At 45.9% G+C, this 19,613-nt stretch carries 19 protein-coding genes; 10 read left to right on the forward strand and 9 right to left on the reverse strand.

All coding sequences use genetic code 11. The features are described from left to right. The first annotated feature begins 133 nt into the window (after window positions 1-133). A complete protein-coding gene (locus tag GJS45_RS22575) occupies window positions 134-1,063 on the forward strand; it encodes a hypothetical protein (protein ID WP_162344158.1) in 930 nt (309 codons plus the stop codon). Beyond that, window positions 1,060-2,355, forward strand: coding sequence for a hypothetical protein (locus GJS45_RS22580; RefSeq protein ID WP_235954923.1), 1,296 nt, complete (start codon window positions 1,060-1,062; stop codon window positions 2,353-2,355). Before GJS45_RS22575 ends, GJS45_RS22580 begins: the two co-directional genes overlap by 4 nt. Window positions 2,356-2,382: 27 nt before the next feature. Here GJS45_RS22580 and GJS45_RS22585 read toward each other — a convergent pair whose 3' ends face one another. Together GJS45_RS22585 and galE are read right to left on the reverse strand one after the other, a co-directional pair. Next, a complete protein-coding gene (locus GJS45_RS22585; protein ID WP_162344159.1) occupies window positions 2,383-4,662 on the reverse strand; it encodes a GH92 family glycosyl hydrolase in 2,280 nt (759 codons plus the stop codon). Window positions 4,663-4,676: 14 nt separating this feature from the next. Beyond that, window positions 4,677-5,699: a UDP-glucose 4-epimerase GalE gene (gene galE / locus GJS45_RS22590; RefSeq protein ID WP_162344178.1), complete on the reverse strand. Its 1,023-nt coding sequence runs from the start codon at window positions 5,697-5,699 to the stop codon at window positions 4,677-4,679. A 158-nt stretch (window positions 5,700-5,857) separates the two neighbouring features. On the opposite strand from galE, the gene rpsU reads away from it, so the two are divergent. Genes rpsU through hpf form a run of 3 tightly spaced genes read left to right on the forward strand, consistent with a single transcriptional unit; the run spans window position 5,858 to window position 7,330 of the window. Continuing rightward, the gene (rpsU, locus tag GJS45_RS22595; RefSeq protein ID WP_162344160.1) at window positions 5,858-6,052 is read left to right on the forward strand and encodes a 30S ribosomal protein S21; all 195 of its coding nucleotides are present in this window, start codon (window positions 5,858-5,860) and stop codon (window positions 6,050-6,052) included. A gap of 56 nt (window positions 6,053-6,108) precedes the next feature. Then, on the forward strand, window positions 6,109-6,993 hold the full coding sequence (locus GJS45_RS22600) for a tyrosine-type recombinase/integrase (RefSeq protein ID WP_162344161.1): 885 nt from the start codon (window positions 6,109-6,111) through the stop codon (window positions 6,991-6,993). A gap of 31 nt (window positions 6,994-7,024) precedes the next feature. After that, a complete protein-coding gene (gene hpf / locus GJS45_RS22605; protein ID WP_092176807.1) occupies window positions 7,025-7,330 on the forward strand; it encodes a ribosome hibernation-promoting factor, HPF/YfiA family in 306 nt (101 codons plus the stop codon). A 73-nt stretch (window positions 7,331-7,403) separates the two neighbouring features. Here the strand turns inward: hpf and GJS45_RS22610 are convergent, their stop codons facing one another. Together GJS45_RS22610 and GJS45_RS22615 are read right to left on the reverse strand one after the other, a co-directional pair. Then, entirely contained in the window at window positions 7,404-9,059 is a 1,656-nt protein-coding gene (locus tag GJS45_RS22610) for an ArnT family glycosyltransferase (RefSeq protein ID WP_162344162.1), read from the reverse strand. A gap of 78 nt (window positions 9,060-9,137) precedes the next feature. After that, entirely contained in the window at window positions 9,138-10,232 is a 1,095-nt protein-coding gene (locus tag GJS45_RS22615; protein WP_162344163.1) for a Gfo/Idh/MocA family protein, read from the reverse strand. A 184-nt stretch (window positions 10,233-10,416) separates the two neighbouring features. Between GJS45_RS22615 and GJS45_RS22620 the strand changes: the two genes are divergently transcribed. The 4 genes from GJS45_RS22620 to GJS45_RS22635 all read left to right on the forward strand — a co-directional run bounded on the left by GJS45_RS22620 (window position 10,417) and on the right by GJS45_RS22635 (window position 13,365). After that, the gene (locus GJS45_RS22620; RefSeq protein ID WP_162344164.1) at window positions 10,417-11,370 is read left to right on the forward strand and encodes a glycosyltransferase family 2 protein; all 954 of its coding nucleotides are present in this window, start codon (window positions 10,417-10,419) and stop codon (window positions 11,368-11,370) included. Beyond that, window positions 11,351-12,199, forward strand: a complete 849-nt coding sequence (locus GJS45_RS22625; RefSeq protein WP_162344165.1) for a lysylphosphatidylglycerol synthase transmembrane domain-containing protein — start codon at window positions 11,351-11,353, stop codon at window positions 12,197-12,199. Before GJS45_RS22620 ends, GJS45_RS22625 begins: the two co-directional genes overlap by 20 nt. 164 nt (window positions 12,200-12,363) lie before the next feature. After that, window positions 12,364-12,801: a hypothetical protein gene (locus GJS45_RS22630; RefSeq protein WP_162344166.1), complete on the forward strand. Its 438-nt coding sequence runs from the start codon at window positions 12,364-12,366 to the stop codon at window positions 12,799-12,801. A gap of 150 nt (window positions 12,802-12,951) precedes the next feature. Continuing rightward, window positions 12,952-13,365 (forward strand): NUDIX domain-containing protein, encoded by a 414-nt coding sequence (locus tag GJS45_RS22635; RefSeq protein ID WP_162344167.1) that lies wholly within the window; start codon window positions 12,952-12,954, stop codon window positions 13,363-13,365. Between the two features lie 1,038 nt (window positions 13,366-14,403). Here GJS45_RS22635 and tsf read toward each other — a convergent pair. From tsf to GJS45_RS22660, 5 genes are all read right to left on the reverse strand, one after another. Beyond that, window positions 14,404-15,231, reverse strand: coding sequence for a translation elongation factor Ts (gene tsf / locus GJS45_RS22640; RefSeq protein WP_162344168.1), 828 nt, complete (start codon window positions 15,229-15,231; stop codon window positions 14,404-14,406). A 107-nt stretch (window positions 15,232-15,338) separates the two neighbouring features. Next, window positions 15,339-16,100, reverse strand: coding sequence for a 30S ribosomal protein S2 (rpsB, locus tag GJS45_RS22645; RefSeq protein ID WP_162344169.1), 762 nt, complete (start codon window positions 16,098-16,100; stop codon window positions 15,339-15,341). Between the two features lie 47 nt (window positions 16,101-16,147). Next, window positions 16,148-16,534, reverse strand: a complete 387-nt coding sequence (gene rpsI / locus GJS45_RS22650) for a 30S ribosomal protein S9 (RefSeq protein WP_162344170.1) — start codon at window positions 16,532-16,534, stop codon at window positions 16,148-16,150. A 12-nt stretch (window positions 16,535-16,546) separates the two neighbouring features. Further along, window positions 16,547-16,990, reverse strand: a complete 444-nt coding sequence (rplM, locus tag GJS45_RS22655) for a 50S ribosomal protein L13 (RefSeq protein WP_162344171.1) — start codon at window positions 16,988-16,990, stop codon at window positions 16,547-16,549. 196 nt (window positions 16,991-17,186) lie between these two features. Continuing rightward, on the reverse strand, window positions 17,187-17,792 hold the full coding sequence (locus GJS45_RS22660) for a Uma2 family endonuclease (protein WP_162344172.1): 606 nt from the start codon (window positions 17,790-17,792) through the stop codon (window positions 17,187-17,189). Window positions 17,793-18,149: 357 nt separating this feature from the next. Here GJS45_RS22660 and GJS45_RS22665 point away from each other — a divergent pair, with 357 nt between their 5' ends. Continuing rightward, window positions 18,150-18,353: a hypothetical protein gene (locus GJS45_RS22665; protein ID WP_162344173.1), complete on the forward strand. Its 204-nt coding sequence runs from the start codon at window positions 18,150-18,152 to the stop codon at window positions 18,351-18,353. Window positions 18,354-19,613 lie beyond the last annotated feature (1,260 nt).

The following is a 19,613-nucleotide window of genomic DNA, read 5'->3' on the forward strand; positions in this document are numbered from 1 at the left end:
TGGTCGATTGATTGGTTTTTTAATCAGGTATTACGCAATTAAGCAGTGAGCTGCAAGTTTGGGTGTACAGCAGAACAATAGCTGGTGTACGCTTTGTCGCTTATACGGCCTATCGCGATTAACAAGTACGAAAATGAGTATTTTTATTGAAAAATTGATGAAGCTTTTCTTCCTGTTGTCAATCATTCCCTTTTTGCTATCCGAAAAGCTTCAGCAGAAGTATGACCTAATAATCAACCCCCAGGTAGCTTATTCGATTTTTACCGGGCCGAAAGAGGTTGCCAGGATTGAGGAGAACTTTATGGACGAAACCAGTGGAATGGCGGTCTCCCGAAGGTTTCCGGAGTTGATTTACGTACACAATGATAGCGATGGATCTCCCGAAATATACGTGTTGGATACGCTTGGCAAGTATAAGGGGAAGATTCGGCTGGAAGGTGTGGTTAACCGGGATTGGGAAGACCTTGCTATGGGCCCGGGTCCCAAAGAGGAGGAATCCTACCTGTATATTGGAGATATTGGGGATAACTTTGGCAAATACGAAGAATTGATTATTTATAGAATTCCGGAGCCCAGGGAGTTTAGTGCCGAATCGACGGTCGTGCCTGAGAAGATAATGCTGAGGTATCCCGATGGAGCCAAAGATTCGGAAACATTGCTAATAGATCCTATTAGTGGGGATTTGTTTGTGTTGACCAAAAGAGATGCCCGAAACACGCTGTATAAAGCGTCGGCTACAGACCTGAGCGATGGTGATACCGTGGTATTGGAAAAAGTGATGGAGTTACCCATAATGCTTTCGGTAGGTGGGGATATATCGCAGGACGGTTTACAAGTGGCTATCAAAAACTATTGGGTAGTGTATTACTGGGAAAGAGCACCAGGTATGTCCCTGGAAGAATGCCTGATGCAAAAACCCAAGCTTCTTCCCTACGATCCCGAACCCCAGGGTGAAGCGCTCGCATTTAGCCCCGACGGTAAAAGTTATTTTACCCTTAGCGAAAAGAAATTGCGAGTGGACCCGGTTCTTTACCGTTACGAGAAAATGAAAAAGACAGATTGAAATTGACTGAAAACGATACCCCAAAAGGCCTGTCGGCCAAAGCGTACGATTCCGGTTTTGAACTGGCTCACGATTCCTACCAATCATTAAGTAGGGCTAGCGACGGCAGGTTGTATTACGTGCTTTCATCCGAATCACTGGAAAAAGGCGGACAGCTTTTTCGCTTTGATCCTGTGACGGAGCAAATAGACCGCTTGGGTGATTTGACCGAAGCTTGCGGCGAAGCCAAACTAAATGCGATCCCTCAGGGCAAAAGCCATGTGCCCTTTTTCGAAAGCGGAAGGAAGCTGTATTTTGGGACCCACGTAGGTCACTACGAAATGATTCAGGGTATGGAACGGTTACCGGAAAATCCTCCCAATGGCCTGAAATTGTATCCAGGTGGGCATTTTTTATGCTGGAATATGGAAACGGAAACGCTGGAAGACCTGGGGAAGGTTCCCAATGGAGAAGGTATCCTAACCCTGGCCATGGATACCCACCGCAACCAATTGTACGCCCTTACCTGGCCCTACGGGAATTTCATCCATTTTGATCCGGAAAGCAAAGAAATCATGCAGGTCGCCTCCGTCTCAGAAAAAGGCGAAGCCGGGTTTCCGGGCAAGGATTACCGGGTATTGTGTCGCTCCATGCTGGTGGATCCCGATAATGGGAAGGTATATTTTACCAATGCGGAAGGCGATATCTTCTCCTATAGTCCCTACCTGAAATCCAGGCCTGAAAAGCTCCGAAACGTCCATATGCGCCGGGATTACTTTGGCGAATACGATCCTAAAATACCCGGAGATATGGGATATCACTGGCGTAAAATTCTTTGGCACCGGTCAGAAAATGCAGCTTATGGCATTCACGGGAACTCGGGTTACCTCTTTCGTTTTGATCCTAAAAAAGAAGAATTAGAGGTTATCGACCGCTTGTGTTCCCTGCCTTCGAAGAGAAGTGGCATGTTTGATCAGTTTAGTTATGGCTACCTGGGCTTTGATTTGGCACCCGACGGGGAAACCCTTCACTACCTCACCGGAGGACCTGTAGGAGACGGCCTGTACGAAAGAAAGAAAATTGCCAAAGGAGCGGCCAAAGAACTAGAAAACCTGCATTGGGTAACCTACCACATCCCTTCTGGGAAGTATACGGATCACGGTCCTGTTTATTATTCGGATGGCAGTATTCCCACCTATGTGAATTCGCTTGCCCTGGACGAGGATCAGCAGGTATATTCCCTCGCAAGAATGAAAAAACCCTGGGGAGAAATTCAGGATCTGATCAAATTGCAGGCCCACGACTCCGCATAGGAAAAGCATTGGAAGCGCTTAGGAAAATTAAGGATTTTCGCTCATTTGCAATCGAAGTATCCCACCCTTGACCAGGTCATTGTGACGAACGCCCATCTCTTGCAATGGTTTTCCATTGAAACGTTTACCTTGGATATAATAGTGTTCGGGTCCATTATTCTCTGCCCGGATGGTGACCGTTTCGCCCGGATAATAATCCGGATGTAACTGGATCACGGCTTTGTCAAAAATGGGACTTCCCAATTCATAGATAGGGTTTTCATCCGTTCCCGCATTCATCTGAAACAAGCCCAGCTTCATTAATACTGCCAGCGAACCCATAAGACCCTGGTCCTCATCGCCATTGAAGCCCAGGTGGGGGGTGAGTGCAGAAAAAGCCTTGTCTAACACTTTTCTGGACCAATACTGCGTGAGATCCGGCCGGTCCAGGTAATTGAAGACATAGGCCATCTGCATGGAAGGCTGATTGCCGTAGTTTACTGGGATTCTCCGGTATTCGGGATGCGTTTCTACGGCATGAGAAGTGCCCGAGGTGAAGCCCAGTTTTTCTGCAGCTAAAAACTGTTCCTGAAGTTTTTCTACGGCTTTGTCTTTTCCGCCCATAAGTTCGGCCAGGCCAGGCAAGTCGTGCGGCACAAACCAGGTAAACTGAGCGGCATTGGCTTCCACAAAACCCTTTCCATAATCATAAGGGTCGAAAGGCTCCATCCATTCTCCTTCTTCGTTTTTGGGCCGCATCCAACCGGATTCGGGATTGTAGACGTTTTGATAATGGTTTGATCGGGATAGAAAACGGGCCGCATCTTCTTTTTTCGAAAGGGCCTTGGCCAATTGCGCCAGGGTCCAGTCCTGAAAACTGTATTCCAGTGTTTGCCCGGCACCTTGCTCGTGCCCGCCAAACCTACCCCTCGGGTTGGGGTAAGGAACGTATCCTTTGTCTATATAATCTTCCACGTTGCCGCCCTTGGCTGTAAGGTGTTCGTATCCGGATCTGCCCATCATTCCCCCGGGAAGGTGGTTTTTCTTTAGTCCCTGATAAGCCAGCTCCACGTCAAACCCTCGTATCCCTTTTTGGTACAGACCGACAAAAAATGGCGTGGAAGAAGCTCCGGTCATGACATTGGTGTAATTGCCGCCGGAAGGGCCCCTTGGAATCAAGCCTCCATCCTGATAATACTGCAGAAAACTATGGGCAAATTCCTCGGCAATATCCGGATAGACCAACGCCCATAGCACACTAATGGTCCACTGCGCACCCCAGAAAGAGTCGGAATTAAAATGCCTGAAACGCGGGTTGCCCGCTTCGTCCAGCGGTACCTGTCCGATGCGCAGGCTGCTCCCCGTATGATCGGGGTAGGCACCGTTAACATCGCTGATGGTACGCCTTCCCTGCAAGGCCTTCCAGAGGTCGGTGTAAAATCGTCTTCGCTGTGCTTCGGTATTTCCTTCTATCTGAATCCTGCCTAGCATTTCGTTCCAGACCGCCCGGGTTTCCGACTCCACCTGCTCAAAATCCCAGTGGGGAAGTTCCTGCTGCATATTTTCCAAGGCATTGTCCGGATGGGTGTATGAAATACTTACCTTCATCTGCAGTGGTTTAGCCTCGAGGTTTCCGAAGCCTACAATGATATGAGGGGAATCCGGATGCTCCACCCAGCTCTGAATATCCTGGTCAAAGGCTACCTGAAAATGGACCGTGATCGGTTTGGGTCGTCTGGAGGTAGGGGCATTCGTGACACTCCCTACCAGCGTTCGGTTTCCCCGTTTTTCCAGGTGCCCATCCAACATTGCACTGGGACCCAACGGGCCTCCCAGGTGGAACAGAACACCAGATTGCTTCCCGGAAGGAAAGTGATAACGATGCATGCCTACCCGATGGGTGGCTGTAAGTTCAGCTTCGATATCAAAACGGTCCAGGTAAACCTGATGGTAGCCTACGCGGATGGTTTCCTTATCATGGCTGTAAGAAGAATAGTAGTCGTTTAGCAAAGCCTCTGGCGCATCTGTATAGCTCAGGGGCATCACCGAAACTCCAGACAGTTGCCAGGCATGTATGTGACTGAACCCCTTGATGCTGTCGGCATCGTAGCGGTAGCCACTGTTCCAGGCACCGTCTATTTCGTGGTCCGGACTCAGATTAACCATCCCAAAGGGACGGGTGGCCGAGCTAAAATAAAACCACCGGGAATTAGCGGCATCCAGCAGCGGGTAGACCATGTCTGCTGGCTGTGGATCGGGTTTTAGCTGAAAGCTAAAAAGAGGTAAAAGAGCGATAAAAATGACTAATCTGGACCAGCGGATATTCATAAGGGACTATTGGGTTATGCGGGGTTTTTAGAGAGGGCTAACTGCCAATTCCAGCTGTCACGGAGGGAATCTTCCAGGGAATATTTTGCCTGCCAGTTAAGTTCACGATTTATTTTTTCGGTATCCGCCCATACTTTTTCCACATCTCCCGGTCTTCTGGGGCCAATTTTGTAATTCAAAGCCTGACCGCTGACTTTTTCAAAAGCCCGGATTACCTCCAGAACGGTGTTTCCCGTCCCGGTGCCTACATTGAATAGGTCGTAGAGAGGAGCGGTTTTATTTTTGAGATAGCTGATCGATTTTACATGTGCTTCTGCCAGGTCCATTACATGGATGTAATCGCGGACACAACTGCCATCAGCAGTGTCGTAGTCATCCCCAAATACAGTTAATTCTTTACGGATTCCTGCTCCCGTTTGGGTGACAAAAGGAACCAGATTGGATGGAACTCCGGTCGGCAACTCCCCGATAAGCCCCGATGGATGGGCACCAATGGGGTTAAAATACCGCAATGCGATGGCGGCCAGCCTGGCCTTGCTTTTAACCTGGTCGGTTAAGATATCCTCGCAGATTTTTTTGGTATTCCCGTAGGGGCTTTCCGCATCCTTTCTGGGAGTACTTTCTTTGACTGGTAGCGCGTCCGGCTGCCCGTAGACGGTACAGGAAGACGAAAATACCAGGTTTTCCACCCCGTATATTTCCATGATTTCCAGTAAGACCAAAAGCGAAAAGATATTGTTTCGGTAATAGTTTAGCGGATGCTTGGTACTTTCTCCTACCGCCTTGTAAGCAGCAAAATGGATTACTCCGGACAGTTCATTTTCCGAAAATATTCTTTCCATTAAACGCTTATCGTTGCAGTCCCCTTCGTAGCAAGGGATGGTCTGGCCGGTAATTTTTTGCAAGCCACCCAAAACGCTTTTTTCGGCATTTGAAAAGTCATCGACAATGATGGGCTGGTAGCCAGCATCCACCAGGGCGACGGCGGTATGTGACCCGATGTATCCGGCTCCTCCGGTAATCAAAATTTTTTCCATGACCAAATATAAAGTTAAATCCCGTCGGGGAGAAATAATCCCCAGAAAAACCTGGTAAATGTGCCGATGGTACCCATCCATTATTCTTTGGGATCCCAATTTTCTTTGTATTTCCATTTACTTTATTTAACTTTGCGGGCTGAAAGGAGGTGTATTATATGATCGTAGTAAACGTAAAAGAGAACGAATCAATCGAAAAGGCGCTGAAGCGTTTTAAGAAGAAATTTGACAAAACCGGAGTCATCCGTGAGTTGAGAAGCAGGCAGCATTTCGAAAAGCCTTCCGTAAGCAGAAGGACGGAGGTAATTAAAGCCGCCTACAAACAAAGAATGCAGGAACAGGAAGGGAAATAAGAAAACCTTTCGTTTTCATAAAATTTATAAGCATATTGGTGTATTAAATCACCGATATGCTTTTTTCATTTATAAATTACCTGGAAAACGAAAAGAGAGCGAGTGCACATACCGTGCTGGCTTATAAGAAGGACCTGGAGCAGGTTTCTGAATTTTTAGAAACTGCTTTTGCCATGAATAGGCTGGAGGAAGCGAGCCATGCGGAAATCAGGGCCTGGATGGTGCATCTGATTGAGGAAGGGCTTTCGGAGGCTACCGTCAACCGTAAAATGGCTACGCTACGAACCTTTTTTACCTTTTTGCTCAAATCTGAAGTAATCACCCGGGATCCCACGGTGAAAATACAGTCCCTCAAGAAAGGAAGAAAGCTCCCGACATTTATTCCGGAAAATGAAATGGCACTGCTGCTGAAGGCCGCAAATTTCGATGCCGGTTTTGAAGGGCAGCGTGACCGGATGGTGCTGCAGGTATTGTACCTAACAGGTATGCGACTTTCCGAACTGATTGGTTTGAGATGGCATGCGGTGGACCTGGGAAGTGGGCAGCTAAAGGTACTGGGAAAAGGAAAAAAATACCGAATTATTCCTATAGCTACTCAGCTTCAAAAGAATATCCTTTCCTATAAAAAAGTATTCGAGGAAACATTTTCATTTGCAGACGGAAATGACTATTTTATCGTTAGAAACAACAAGGAAGCAGCTTATCCGATGATGATTTACCGAATTGTCAAAAGGTACCTTGATCTTTTTATTCAGACCACCAAAAAAAGTCCTCACCTAATGCGACATACCTTTGCCACCCATCTACTGAATAAAGGAGCTGACCTCAATGCGGTCAAAGATCTTTTAGGCCATTCAAGCCTTGCCGCTACCCAGGTATACACCCATAATTCGATCGAGAAACTGAAGGCTGTGTACGAACAGGCACATCCTAAAGCGTAAATAAAAGTCAAACTTTTAAACAGTGATTATTATGAAATTACAAATGCATTCAATTCATTTCGACGCCGATCAGAAGTTGATCAACTTTATCCAGAAAAAGGCTGACAAGCTGGATACCTATTACGATCAGATCATTGACGGAGAAGTTTTTATGAGGCTGGATAAAAATGATAAGAGTGAGAATAAAATCGTGGAAATCAAGCTGAATGTACCCGGAAAACAACTTTTTGCTAAAAGTCAAAACGATTCCTTCGAAGCTGCTGCCGACGATTCGGTGGAGGCTTTGAGAAGGCAGATTAAGAAATTCAAGGAAAAGCTGGTAATCGCCAAGCAATAAAAAGTGCCTTTCAAGTAAAAAAAAGCTGCTCTCGGGCAGCTTTTTTTCGTTTAAACCGTTCTGTAGGGTTTTTTTATGGAGCTAATCGCTCGACCCAATAATATTTTTTACCCCATTCCTTCTTTGCGGCCTTTGTTTCTCCCCTGAAAATGGCCGTTATCATTTCCTGCCAATATTTTGGATCCCAATTCAAGCTGGCTAGCTCGCTGGAAAACGCGCCGTTTGGCAGTTCCTTTAGCTGGGGCTCATCACAGATTAGGTACCGGTATTGTTCAGGTACTTCCGCCAGATTTTTAAACGTTTTCATCTGATATCCCGTTCCCAGTCCAATTCGGATTTTACTGGCGTAATGTGGATGGCCTAAAAAGGCGATTTGGCTGTTTTCTGGAACGGATGCGTGCTCCATATGCCTTCGGATCTGAACTCCCTGATGAGGGATCGAAAGGGGATGTGAGAGCAAGGAAAGGTTGAAGAATACCAACAAAATAGAGGTACCCAATACCGGTAGCCGGTAAGCAGGAATGGCAAGTTTTAATGCCAGGAAGATACTCAAGCCTAGCCCGACGGCCCATTGAAAATAAATGGGCAATGGATTTTCCAGGCCTATTACCGGCAACAGGGCTACCGTCAGCAATAGCCAATTGATTCCCAGAAAGATCCATGCGGCTACTTTCAGGCTGGCATGTAGCGGATTTCCTTGTTTTTTAAGAAGGATTCCTGCCAATCCAATGGCGGCTACAGGGGTGACCGGTAGCAGGTACCTTTCGTAAAAAGTGGATACCAATCCGGTCATGGCGATTATAGATGCCACCCAAACGGCTACAAACCCAAAAAACACCTTGTTTTCATGAAAAACGGAGAGGGTGTTTTTTTTTACTTTTTTAAGAGCCGGAATGAACCAGGGAACAAACAAAACCAGCATTAAAAGCAGCGCCAGGGAAAAATGCCGGATAATTTGCCAGACCCTGCTACCAACGCGCATGCCCAGTTGGTCTTCATAAAAAGAGTCCAGGTACACTGGCCCGAATTTAAAATACATGGCCACAAACCAAAACAAGCCAATGACGACACCACTTAGAAGAGCGGGAGGATACAGCAGTTGCTTCAGGGATAAAGGCTGCCAGGGATTGAATCGCAGGTAGGCGATGGCGATCACTCCCAGTGCAGCAGCGGGAAGGCCTTTCACTTCAAACGCTAGTCCCAGACTCAGGTAAAATAGCCAGAGGTATTTTTTTGGTGCCTGTTTTCCGTATCGAATCAACCCCCCAATACCGAGGGCGGCAACAGTCATAAAAAAAACCAATAAGATGTCAGGAATGGAGCGGGTACTGCTAAAAATTACAATAGGATGCGTCGCCACTATCCAGGCAGAAATTTGAGGCAGACGGCTGCTGTTGCTGATCAGGCTGGCAATCCGGTACACAAGGGGAATCAGGGCTGCACCGGCGATCAAAAACAGCAGTCTGGAAGACAGGGCAGAAACCCCCAGGGTTTTGAATCCCACTAGCACCGTCCAGTAGGTAAGTATTGGTTTTTTAAAGCGCAAGTCACCATTTCCCAGATAGGTAGTCAGGTAATCCCCGTTTTGCATCATTTGAATGGCTGCATCCGTATAATACATTTCGTCGGGATAATGCAAATGAAAATCCAGCGCAAACGGAGCAATTAAAAGCAGAAATGCCACCAAAGGTAACTGGTAGCCTTCGTACCATTGTCGGGTTAGTTCCATATGATCAAAAAGAAAGTACGAAAGTAGAAAAAATTACCGCTTTTGGGAAGGCATTTCTTCCCAAAAGCAGGCTTTCAATTAAATCGTTACCCTTCTTCCACTTTTGGCGGATTTCAAAATAGCTTCCACTATTTTAATATCCCTCAATCCCTCTTCTCCGGGAACCAGGGGGGCTTTATCTTCCAAGATGGCCAGGGCATCGTCATCCATCTGATTCGCTTGTTGCCAGGGAACCTGGTAGGGATGGTTGATTTCTCCAAGTGGGCTTTTGCCCTTCACACCTGCATAAGCCGAATAGGGTTGCATTTCGATGTCTCCCTCTGCACAGTCAATGGTTAGGAAGTTGATGTTTTCCGCAAAACTGGTCTTGATGTCCGCATGCACGCCTCCGGGGAACTCCAATTTGGCTTCCACCACATCTGCCAGTCCGTCCTGGTATATTTCCGGACGCGTGGAGATGGCCTTAGCTGAAACGACCGCTATGGGCTCCATATTGGTACCCATGCGGGCACCCTGTATGGAATAGACACCCATATCGTAGATGACCCCTCCGCCCATTTCTTTCTTTTGCTTCCAGTGGTCGGTTCTGTTTTCCCGGTAACCGGCAGCGCATTCCACATAGTTGACCTTCCCGAGTTTATTTTGCCGAACGATGGAGCGGTATTCCTGGGTATTGGGCTCATGTTGCAGCCGGTAGCCAATGGTTAGTTGTACCTTGTTTTTCTCACAGGCATCGATCATATCCTGACATTCTTTGCTGGTCACCGCCATGGGTTTTTCACACCAGACATGTTTTCCGGCATTTGCAGCCCGTATGGTGTACTCCGCATGCATGGAAGGAGGGAGCACCACGTACACCACGTCGATATCCGGGTTGTCCGCAATACTGTCAAAGTTCTCGTAGTTGTAAATATTCTTCTCCGGCAGCTGGTACTTTTCCTTCCAGGCTACCGCCTTAGACGGCGTGCCGGTTACAATCCCTGCCAGGTAGCAGTGCTCGGTTTGTTGCAGCGCAGGAGCCAACAGGTCGGTGCTGTAATAGCCCAGCCCCACCAAAGCCACTCCGATTTTTTCTTTTTTGGAACGGGCCAAAAGTTGTAGGGGGCTGACCAGGGCAAGGCTGCTGCCCAGCGCCATGGTTTTGAGGGCATTTCTTCTGGAATGCGTGTTCATTGGGTTTACTAGTTTGGTTTGATAATTTCCAGGAATTCCTGGCTTTTCATCATCAATATAGGAATTTTAAATCGGTGGGCCAATAGACACGAATGAGTTCAAATGGAGATTTAGTCAGGAATGTTTTTAGGACTTCTTTTGTCCCCGTTTTCAAAAAAACGTAATTTTGGTAAAATTTTGTCCTATGGCCCACCCAGAGATCTCTGTAGTCGTCACCATTTTTAACGAAGAAGGCAATATTCCTCCCTTATTGGAGGCGATTTATGCCGCCCTCTCCTCCCTTAGCTACGAACTGATTCTGGTGGACGATGGCTCCACCGACCGATCCTTGGAAAAGATGAAAGCCCTGGCCAATGAGCGGACAAAAATTTTGGTATTCAATAAAAATTACGGCCAAACTACCGCTCTTGCAGCCGGGATAGACCATTCCAACGGCCAGTATATTGTGACCATGGACGGTGATCTTCAAAACGACCCCAGCGATATTCCGATGATGCTGGAAATGGCTAAAAAGGAAGATTGGGACGTGGTGGCCGGGAGAAGAGCTAACCGGCAGGATGGTTTTGTGCTCCGAAAACTGCCTAGTAAAATGGCCAATTGGCTTATCCGTACCACTACTAAAGTGTACCTTTCCGATTATGGCTGCAGTTTGCGGATCTACAAGGCTCAAATTGCCCAGAACATGGGCTTGTACGGAGAGCTGCACCGCTTCATCCCCGTCCTTGCCCGGCAGGAAGGAGCCCGAATGACCGAAGTGGATGTCAAACACCATCCACGCATTCACGGCACTTCCAAATATGGGCTAAGCCGCACTTTTAAAGTGATCGCTGACCTCATTCTGATGCTCTTCTTTCAGAAGTATTTTCAGCGCCCCATCCATATTTTTGGTACCCTGGGATTACTGTCCCTGGCCTTGGGTGTTTTGGTGAACTTTTACTTATTAGTGGTAAAATTAATGGGAGAAGACATCTGGGGCAGACCCATATTATTGGTAGGCTCCATTTTGGTGCTGGGAGGTATACAGTTGATCACTACCGGCATCGTGGCCGAAATTATCGTCCGTACCTATTTTGAGTCACAAAATAAAAAAACCTATACCGTGAAAGCAACCCATCAAGGTGGTCAGGAAGCGAGTTAAACTTTTACTAAAAATACTCCTAACCGGAGCAGCGCTGTATTTGGTTTTTAACAAAATCGATACCAAGACCACCTGGCGAGTCATTCAGTCAGCACATATTGGCTGGTTGGCATTGGCCTGGATATTTTTTGTCGTCTCTAAAGTATTTAGTGCCTTTCGGTTAAACCGGTATTTTCAGGATATTGGCCTGAACCTACCCCAAATCGAAAATTTGAAATTATATGCCATCGGCATGTTTTACAACCTTTTCCTGCCGGGAGGCATTGGGGGGGACGGGTATAAGGTCTATCTGTTGAACAAAATCCATAAGGCGCCCGTGAAAAAGTTAATTCATTGCGTGTTGCTGGACCGGGGGAACGGGCTTGCCGTACTCCTGTGGCTGATGTTTGGGTTGATGCTATTTCTGGACCTGCCATGGGAATACCCCATTTCCTTATTTTGGTTGGGCCTGCTGGCCATGTTAGCCCTTCCTTTTGGTTTTTACCTGGTGATGTATCTTTTTTTTAGACCCTTTATGTCCTCCATTCCGGCAAGTACAGGGTACTCCTTTTTAAACCAGGTCTTGCAGCTCTTCAGTGCCTACTTTATCCTGACCGCCCTGGAGGTGGAACAACAATTCGTAACCTACCTGTTTGTCTTCCTGGTATCCAGCACGGTATCGGTTTTGCCCCTGACCATCGGTGGGGTAGGGGCCAGGGAACTGGTATTCGTGTATGCCCACGATCTGGTGGGTATCGATCGGAACGTGGCGGTTGCCTTTAGCCTGCTGTTTTTTCTGATCACCGTGTTGACCTCTCTAAGTGGGATTTTTTTTAAGTACCGGAAATAAAAAAAGTTTTTTAGGGTACTGCTGTAGCACTTTGCATGCTCACCTCGTATGGGAAACAATGAGCGCTCAATTGTTTTTAGTTAACCAAAAAAAATCAAAAAATGACGACTATTCTTAGAAAAATGACGCTTTTATTAAGCTCCGGCTTGCTTATTATAAATTTAATGAGCTGCAATGAAGAGGAGGAACCCTGCACGGATCAAACACTGACACCCTTGCAATTGATGGTTACCGATCTGGAAGATAATAACTTGCTGGACGAAGGTTCGGATTACGAACTAGCCGATTTCAAGCTTTACTATCAGGACGGCACAGATATGACTGAACTTACGCTGGAGGCAGACGAGACTTCTGATGAGCAGCCTTTTATTAAGTCCCTGGAGGCGGCAGAAGAGAGCCTGGATGGCCAAACGGAATTTCAATTGGTATTGGCTGATGATCATTCGGTAACTTTTGACTTCATAGTTACCCTTTCTGACGCCAGCGGTTGTGACGTGTATACCTACGAAGCAACGGATTCCGATGGCGAAGATCTTGAACAGGTTTCGGAAGGAGATCCAAAACCGTACATTATTCAGATTGACCTTGATACAGAACAATAGATTGTGAATGAACTACCTTTCTCAATTTGGGAAAGGTAGTTTTTTTTGTTTTGGTTGCAGAGGTAGCGGGAAACCTTTTTTTATACTTCCCCATGAGTAAAGGTTGCACAATTTTTGAAATAAAAGTTCCCCATACAAACGTTTCTGCATATGTATCGTTATGACTATCCACGACCTGCGCTGACCACCGATGCGGTGGTATACGATCGGTCAGAAAACCGAATCTTGTTGATTAAGCGGAAAAACCCACCCTTTGAAGGAAAATGGGCCTTGCCCGGGGGATTTGTCGAGAAGTATGAATTACCCGAACAGGCCTGCAAAAGGGAGCTGAAAGAGGAAACAGACCTGGAATTGCCGGAAGGTAAAATGCTGGGCGTTTTTGCAGAAAAGGGCAGGGATCCCAGAGGCTGGATGGTAAGTGTGGCTTTCTTGTTCCTCATCGAACATACCCTGGCCGCCCGGGCAGGGTCAGATAGCAGCGAGGCAGCATGGTTTTCGCTCTCCGAGCTTCCGGAACTTGCCTTTGACCATGGCAAAATACTTCAGGAGGCGGGGTTGATTTAAATCGTATGTTGTAAACTTTTTTCAGGACGAGTCAATTTTCGTCCCAAAATCCCCCAGCCCCCTTTGAGAAAGGGGGAATTGCTGAAAATGGGATTTTTTGCTAAAATTAGAAAATGTAATCGGGCTGAAGGACCGTTAGGGTTTTGAATTCCGTAAAGCCAAACGGCTACCATTCCCCCTTATCAAGGGGGCAAGGGGGATTTTTTTGTATTTTGACCAGTTTCAGGCCGGCTCACGCACCATTATCCTATATTAGGTTTACTCTTTTTTCCATTTACCGCATTTTTTGCGTAAGCCTATTTCAGGACGGGGCTATTTTCGTCTTTAAATCCCCCAGCCCCCTTTGAAAGGGGGATTTGCTGAAATTGAGATTTTTTGCTAAAATTGGGTAATGCAATCGGGCTAATAAACGCCAAGGTTACTAAATTCCGTAAACCCGAATGCATATAGAATCCCTCCGCGGCGGAGGAAAAGGGGGATTTGGATTCGTGCGGTTTACCGGGAACGGTATTAATGAGTAGCTTTTTCAGCCCGTTTCAATGATACTTATTCAGCTTTAATTGGGTAAACGTCCATTCGATTCACATGCAATAGTGGACTGCCAGCGCTTTCTGGTACTGTAACTAAATCCCCCTTTTAAGGGGGCAAGGGGGATATGCACATTTTAATTCACAAAAAAATTTTATTTTTTTAAATTTAAATAATAAAATCCACTCATTGTTTAAGGGCAAAATTGTTTAATCGAAGCGGTCAAGTACCTTTCTGATTTTTCACATTTGATTGATTGGCTAGTTGAGAACGAAAAAAATCCCCCAGCCCTCTTTGAAAGGGGGATTTGCTTTAATTGAGATATCAGGCTGATCAGGTATTGGTTAATCGGGCCAACCTAACCTAGGAGGCAGGGATAATACCCGGCAAAGCTGAAATGGATGGAATCCCGGTGCAGCGGAAGAATTCGATTGGGATTTTACCCGAAAACAAAAAAACCTGACCACAAAGGGCCAGGTTTTTGATTTGATAATGCTTTGTTAAAAGCGATTAGCCAATGGAAATACGCTTGAAGTCCACTACCGTCAGGCCTTTATTGACACTTTCCAGGTACTGGGCGATGGTCTTTCCGGGATCCTTTACAAAAGTCTGGCTAAGCAGGGTGTTCTCCTTGTAAAACTTATTCAATTTTCCCAGGGCAATTTTTTCCAGCATGGCTTCAGGTTTTCCCTCTTGCCTTGCCTGGTCTTTACCGACCTCAATTTCTCTTTCTACTACAGTGGAATCTACGCCGTCTTTGTCGATGGCGACGGGGTTCATGGCAGCAATCTGCATGGCCACGTCCTTTCCAGCCTCCGTTACCACATCTCCGGACTGGTTGAGTGCTACGAGTACACCCAATTTGCCATTGGAATGGATGTAAGGTTCTACCGCTTCACCGGAAACTTTCTCCAGATGAGAAACTTCGATTTTTTCACCGATTTTACCAGTCATTTCAGTGATTTTTTCGCCGACGGTGCTTCCGTCAAACGGCAAAGCCATTACCGCATCAATAGAATCCGCATTTCCTTTTACGGTGGCTTCCAATATGGAATTGGCAAAGCTGACGAATTCGTCGTTTTTGGCAACAAAGTCGGTTTCACAGGTAAGGGAGATAAGAGTACCGGTTTTGCCATCTGCACTGACATGTGTGGCGACCACTCCTTCTTTGGTTTCCCTGTCTGCTCTGGAAGCGGAAACCTTCTGTCCTTTTTTTCTCAGGATGTCAATAGCTTTTTCAAAATCTCCTTCTGCTTCGGTAAGGGCTTTTTTACAGTCCATCATACCGGCGCCGGTCTTTTGTCTCAATTTGTTTACCTCTTGTGCAGTAATAGCCATTGGTCTATGTATTTTTTTTTGATTGAAAATTAGGTGCTGACAGTAAAACAAAAATTGAACACGAGGCCATTGCCCGTGTCCAATTTTATATAAAATGTCAAAGTGGATTATTCGTTGGTTTCAGCGTCGGCTGCTTTTTTTGCTTCTTCCTCTTCGGAAAGTTTGGCTTCGTCTTTATCTTTCTTTCGTTCAGACAAACCCTCTTCAATGGCTGCACCGAAGGCTTTCACCAGGAGTGAAATGGATTTAAATGCATCGTCATTGGCAGGAATAGGAAAGTCCACCAGGTTTGGGTTTGAATTGGTATCCACCAATGCAAACACCGGAATGCCCAGCTTTTTGGCTTCCGAAAGGGCAATGTGTTCCCTTTTGATATCTACGATAAACAGGGCCGCGGGAAGACGGGTAAGGTCGGCGATGCCACCCAGTACGTTTTCCAGTTTTTCCCGTTGACGGCTGATCATCAACCGCTCTTTTTTCGCCAGGTTGCTGTAAGCATCGTCCTTGGACATCTTGTCGATGGTGGACATTTTCTTCAAGGATTTACGGATGGTGGCGAAGTTGGTCATCATGCCTCCCAGCCACCTTTCTGTAACGAATGGCATTTTGAGCCTTTTGGCTTCTTCCGTTACCAGGTCCTTGGCTTGTTTTTTCGTTGCTACAAACATGACTTTTTTGCCTGAGCGAACGATCTGCTTGATTGCGTTGGATGCTTCTTCAAGGCAAACGAGCGTTTTGTTTAGATCAATAATATGGATCCCATTCTTCTCCATGAAGATGTAGGGTGCCATTTTAGGATCCCACTTTCTTGTTAAGTGTCCGAAGTGAACACCAGCATCCAGTAAGTCTTTATATTCTATATTGGCCATTTAATAAAATTGTTGTTTTTATAGTTTGTGGAAAAGATTATCCGCAATTATCGTTTAGAGAACTGGAATCTTCTTCTTGCTTTTCTTCGTCCAGCTTTCTTACGTTCCACCATTCGGGAATCACGGGTAAGAAATCCTTCTTTTTTCAACGGTCCGCGATGCTCCTCATTGATTTCGCACAATGCCCGGGAGATAGCCATACGGATGGCTTCGGCCTGTCCACTGATTCCTCCTCCGTCTACATTGATATTGATGTCGAAGGCTCCGTCTTCGTTGACCAATACCAAGGGTTGCTTTACCACAATTTGGTGCAACTCAAAGGGGAAATACTTGTCCAGCGCCCGTTTGTTTACGGTGATGTTGCCGTTTCCGGCCTTCATGTAAATTCTGGCTACGGATTCTTTTCTTCTTCCGATTTTGTTAATTACTTCCATTGATGGCTGGCATTAAAGTTTTACTTCTTTTGGTTTCTGCGCACTGTGAGGATGTTCTGAACCGGCATATACGTACAAGTTGGTGTACATTTTTCTGCCCAGCCTGTTTTTTGGCAACATGCCTTTGACGGCTTTCTCTACCAAGGTCCGGGGAGCCTTCTCCATCAGGATTTTTGGGGTCGCTATGCGCTGTCCTCCCGGGTATCCTGTATGGCGAACGTACACCTTTTCGTTCCATTTCTTGCCTGTAAGCCTGATTTTCTCGGCATTGATGACAATCACGTTGTCACCACAGTCCACATGAGGGGTAAAGTTAGGCTTGTGCTTCCCTCTCAACATTTTTGCCACTTCGCTCGCAAAGCGGCCGAGGATTTTGGATTGGGCATCCACTATCACCCAATTTTTATCCACCGTGGCATCGTTCGCTGATATGGTCTTATAGCTTAAAGTATTCACTGTGTAAACGTTTAATAATTAGCTTGTTAAATACATTTCACCCTCAAAAAGGGACACAAAGATAGAAGTTAATTCCATCAATTGCAAAGGAATCTAAAGTTTACTACCTTATTTTCACAAGAATAGGGCCGCCGGAGAAGGCTTGTCTGCATCCAGACCTGTCAGGTTTCCAAAACCTGACAGGTCTACTCGCTCGCTATTCCATTTCCTTAAAAAGCGATTCCAAATCCAGCGCAAATCCTTCGATACATGCTGATTTGACGCTATCTCCACTGGTAAATAACCGGGAGGGTACATACTTGTCCGCTTTGAGTGTATACACCAGCAGGGTCTGCTCATTCGGATGAATGATCCAGTATTCCTTCACCCCACTTTCTTCGTAGACTTCGTATTTATATTGGAGTTCCTTTTTGTTATTCCCCGGGGAAAGAATTTCGATGATCAGTTCCGGCGCTCCCAGGCAACCGGCCTCATCCAGTTTTTTTGGATCGCAAATCACACAAATATCCGGCTGCACCACGGTGAAAATTTCTTCGTTCTTCAATGATTTTACCGGTAAGCGCACATCAAAGGGAGCTTCATAGACTTCACAGGGCTTACCTTTTAAGAATTGGTACAATTCGGTGGCTATGTGCAGGGATATTTTTTGGTGCAGCCTTTTGGGAGCGGCATTCATTTTAAAATACCGCCCCTTGATGATTTCCACCATCTCCTCCAGGTCCCATAGAAGATAGTCTGCATAAGAATAGGGCCCGTATTCCGCTGCGGGTTCTTTTACCCTGTTGGAGCGATTTTCTTCCATGGTTCAATTTACAAATAAAATGGGGGTAGTGGAATTTGTTTTTCATCAAAGTTATGAAGTGGAGGTAAAAGGGACCGGGATGAAATGACTAACCTTTTACGATTGATCCCAGCCGCATATTTTAGGCAGCTCGGATGATATCCGCTTTAATATTAGGAAATCACTTGCTCGTTAGGGAAGCCAGAATCCCGGTTAGGCCAGCAGAAGATCAGAAACCTGACAGGTCGCTCTGTCCAAATATAGGAGCAACAGGAATAGCAAATATCTCCTTATACACAAACGTGGGTAGGAGGGAGCAGTTCCAAACTCCTCTCAAAAAGGGTAAACTTAATTTTAAGATTTTGAGTATATTCGTATATGGAAATCGAAAGAACAAATAACGAGATTGTCATCCGGGTCCCCTCAGGAACCGATCTGGTGGGGCTCCAACGAATTATCGACTATGTCAAATTCAGAGAGATTGCTTCAAAAAGCAAAGCCAGCCACAAACAAATTGATAAATTAGCCACTGATTCGAAATCATCCTGGTGGAATAAAAACAAAAGCAAATTTATCAACTGAATGGGGTAGTTGATACCAATATTGTTTTTAGTGCGCTCCTGAGCCCCAGAGGCGTGATAAGTGTTCTTCTTTTCAACTCTGCCGGAATTTTTGATTTCTATTCCCCTACTTTTTTACTGGAAGGGCCGGAAAACCACCACCAAAATTTTTTAATACTCATTGTATTGTTTCGAAATATCAATTAATAAATAGCGAACTACCTGAATTCCCAGCTATGGAAGGGAAATCCATTACCGGTTACGGTAGCCAGAACCCAAGGTATACGGACATACCAATCATTTTGTAGGAAAGGATGGGTTGTATGTCTCGATAAACAACGAATATCATCCGGATTTTGATGAAAGTCAATTGAGGTATAAGGTGGTTCAATTTGATTGGGAAAATTAAAAATGGATAGCAGGTATTTCAAATTGATTTTCCTGGTAGTTTCGTTTTTTTTATCCGCCTGTCGGAAGGATCATGGTATAGCTTATATGGACCAAATGGGAAAATCACGGACAGAATACCGAACTGGCACGATGAAAAATGGAATGATTGCGGTCCCCTCATTTTTATAGGGAGGGATAGCTCTACTCTATGCAAATCTTTCTTTCGGGGCACAGCCGGGGTGTATAGCTTTTGACATCCCTGGATCTGGGCACCCAACAGCATGCTGGGGAAATTGACATGTTTCCGTTAATGCATTCGTTCCCTCGTTTTCGAAGGTTAAGTGCTGATTGCCTTGATTAGGGCTGCCGAAGGACAAAGGTTCGATTATTTAGTGGTCGCTAATTCTTCTTCCTACTTTTGGACCTGGAAATACCCAACCTGCAGGCAGGAGATCAAGATAAAAAACCTTTCCCCCGAAATCCCCCCACCCTCCTGAGTAAACTCAGGACAGGCTCGCTTTTGTGCCGGCCTCAGCGCTTTATTCTTTCTAAACGTTTCGTCAAAGATGATAGCTACTTGTAATAACGGGATCAAGGTTTTATGAGTTGGATTTGCTACACTAAACTAGATAGAGGATATAAATTTCCGCCTTGCAGATTTTGGCGTTAAGAAATTCGGGCGGAGGGTAGGGAAAGGCAGAGGCATGTTTGACGATGGTTTTAGTTTGTAATTGCCTTTCTTAACGAGCTATTGTTACCAAAACCTGAGGAGTTTGCCTATGCGTGGGGGGCGTCCGTATTTTAGCCAAAAGATGCACAATAGCGCGTGTCCGCCGTGGCCTTTAGGTTTGCATTATAGAATTACTAGGTGAAAAATGGATGTAATATCTAT

Source organism: Cyclobacterium salsum (assembly GCF_010119245.1).
Taxonomy (GTDB): Bacteria; Bacteroidota; Bacteroidia; order Cytophagales; family Cyclobacteriaceae; genus Cyclobacterium; species Cyclobacterium salsum.

Excerpts from the sequence above, each read along its gene's own strand:
- GJS45_RS22600 (WP_162344161.1), top strand. The coding sequence starts at position 6,109 with ATGCTTTTTTCATTTATAAATTACCTGGAAAACGAAAAGAGAGCGAGT.
- GJS45_RS22620 (WP_162344164.1), top strand. The coding sequence starts at position 10,417 with ATGGCCCACCCAGAGATCTCTGTAGTCGTCACCATTTTTAACGAAGAA.
- galE (WP_162344178.1), bottom strand. The coding sequence starts at position 5,699 with ATGGAAAAAATTTTGATTACCGGAGGAGCCGGATACATCGGGTCACAT.
- rpsI (WP_162344170.1), bottom strand. The coding sequence starts at position 16,534 with ATGGAAGTAATTAACAAAATCGGAAGAAGAAAAGAATCCGTAGCCAGA.
- GJS45_RS22665 (WP_162344173.1), top strand. The coding sequence starts at position 18,150 with ATGGAAATCGAAAGAACAAATAACGAGATTGTCATCCGGGTCCCCTCA.
- GJS45_RS22585 (WP_162344159.1), bottom strand. The coding sequence starts at position 4,662 with ATGAATATCCGCTGGTCCAGATTAGTCATTTTTATCGCTCTTTTACCT.
- hpf (WP_092176807.1), top strand. The coding sequence starts at position 7,025 with ATGAAATTACAAATGCATTCAATTCATTTCGACGCCGATCAGAAGTTG.
- GJS45_RS22575 (WP_162344158.1), top strand. The coding sequence starts at position 134 with ATGAGTATTTTTATTGAAAAATTGATGAAGCTTTTCTTCCTGTTGTCA.
- rpsB (WP_162344169.1), bottom strand. The coding sequence starts at position 16,100 with ATGGCCAATATAGAATATAAAGACTTACTGGATGCTGGTGTTCACTTC.
- tsf (WP_162344168.1), bottom strand. The coding sequence starts at position 15,231 with ATGGCTATTACTGCACAAGAGGTAAACAAATTGAGACAAAAGACCGGC.
- GJS45_RS22615 (WP_162344163.1), bottom strand. The coding sequence starts at position 10,232 with ATGAACACGCATTCCAGAAGAAATGCCCTCAAAACCATGGCGCTGGGC.
- rpsU (WP_162344160.1), top strand. The coding sequence starts at position 5,858 with ATGATCGTAGTAAACGTAAAAGAGAACGAATCAATCGAAAAGGCGCTG.
- GJS45_RS22630 (WP_162344166.1), top strand. The coding sequence starts at position 12,364 with ATGAGCTGCAATGAAGAGGAGGAACCCTGCACGGATCAAACACTGACA.
- GJS45_RS22635 (WP_162344167.1), top strand. The coding sequence starts at position 12,952 with ATGTATCGTTATGACTATCCACGACCTGCGCTGACCACCGATGCGGTG.
- GJS45_RS22660 (WP_162344172.1), bottom strand. The coding sequence starts at position 17,792 with ATGGAAGAAAATCGCTCCAACAGGGTAAAAGAACCCGCAGCGGAATAC.
- GJS45_RS22610 (WP_162344162.1), bottom strand. The coding sequence starts at position 9,059 with ATGGAACTAACCCGACAATGGTACGAAGGCTACCAGTTACCTTTGGTG.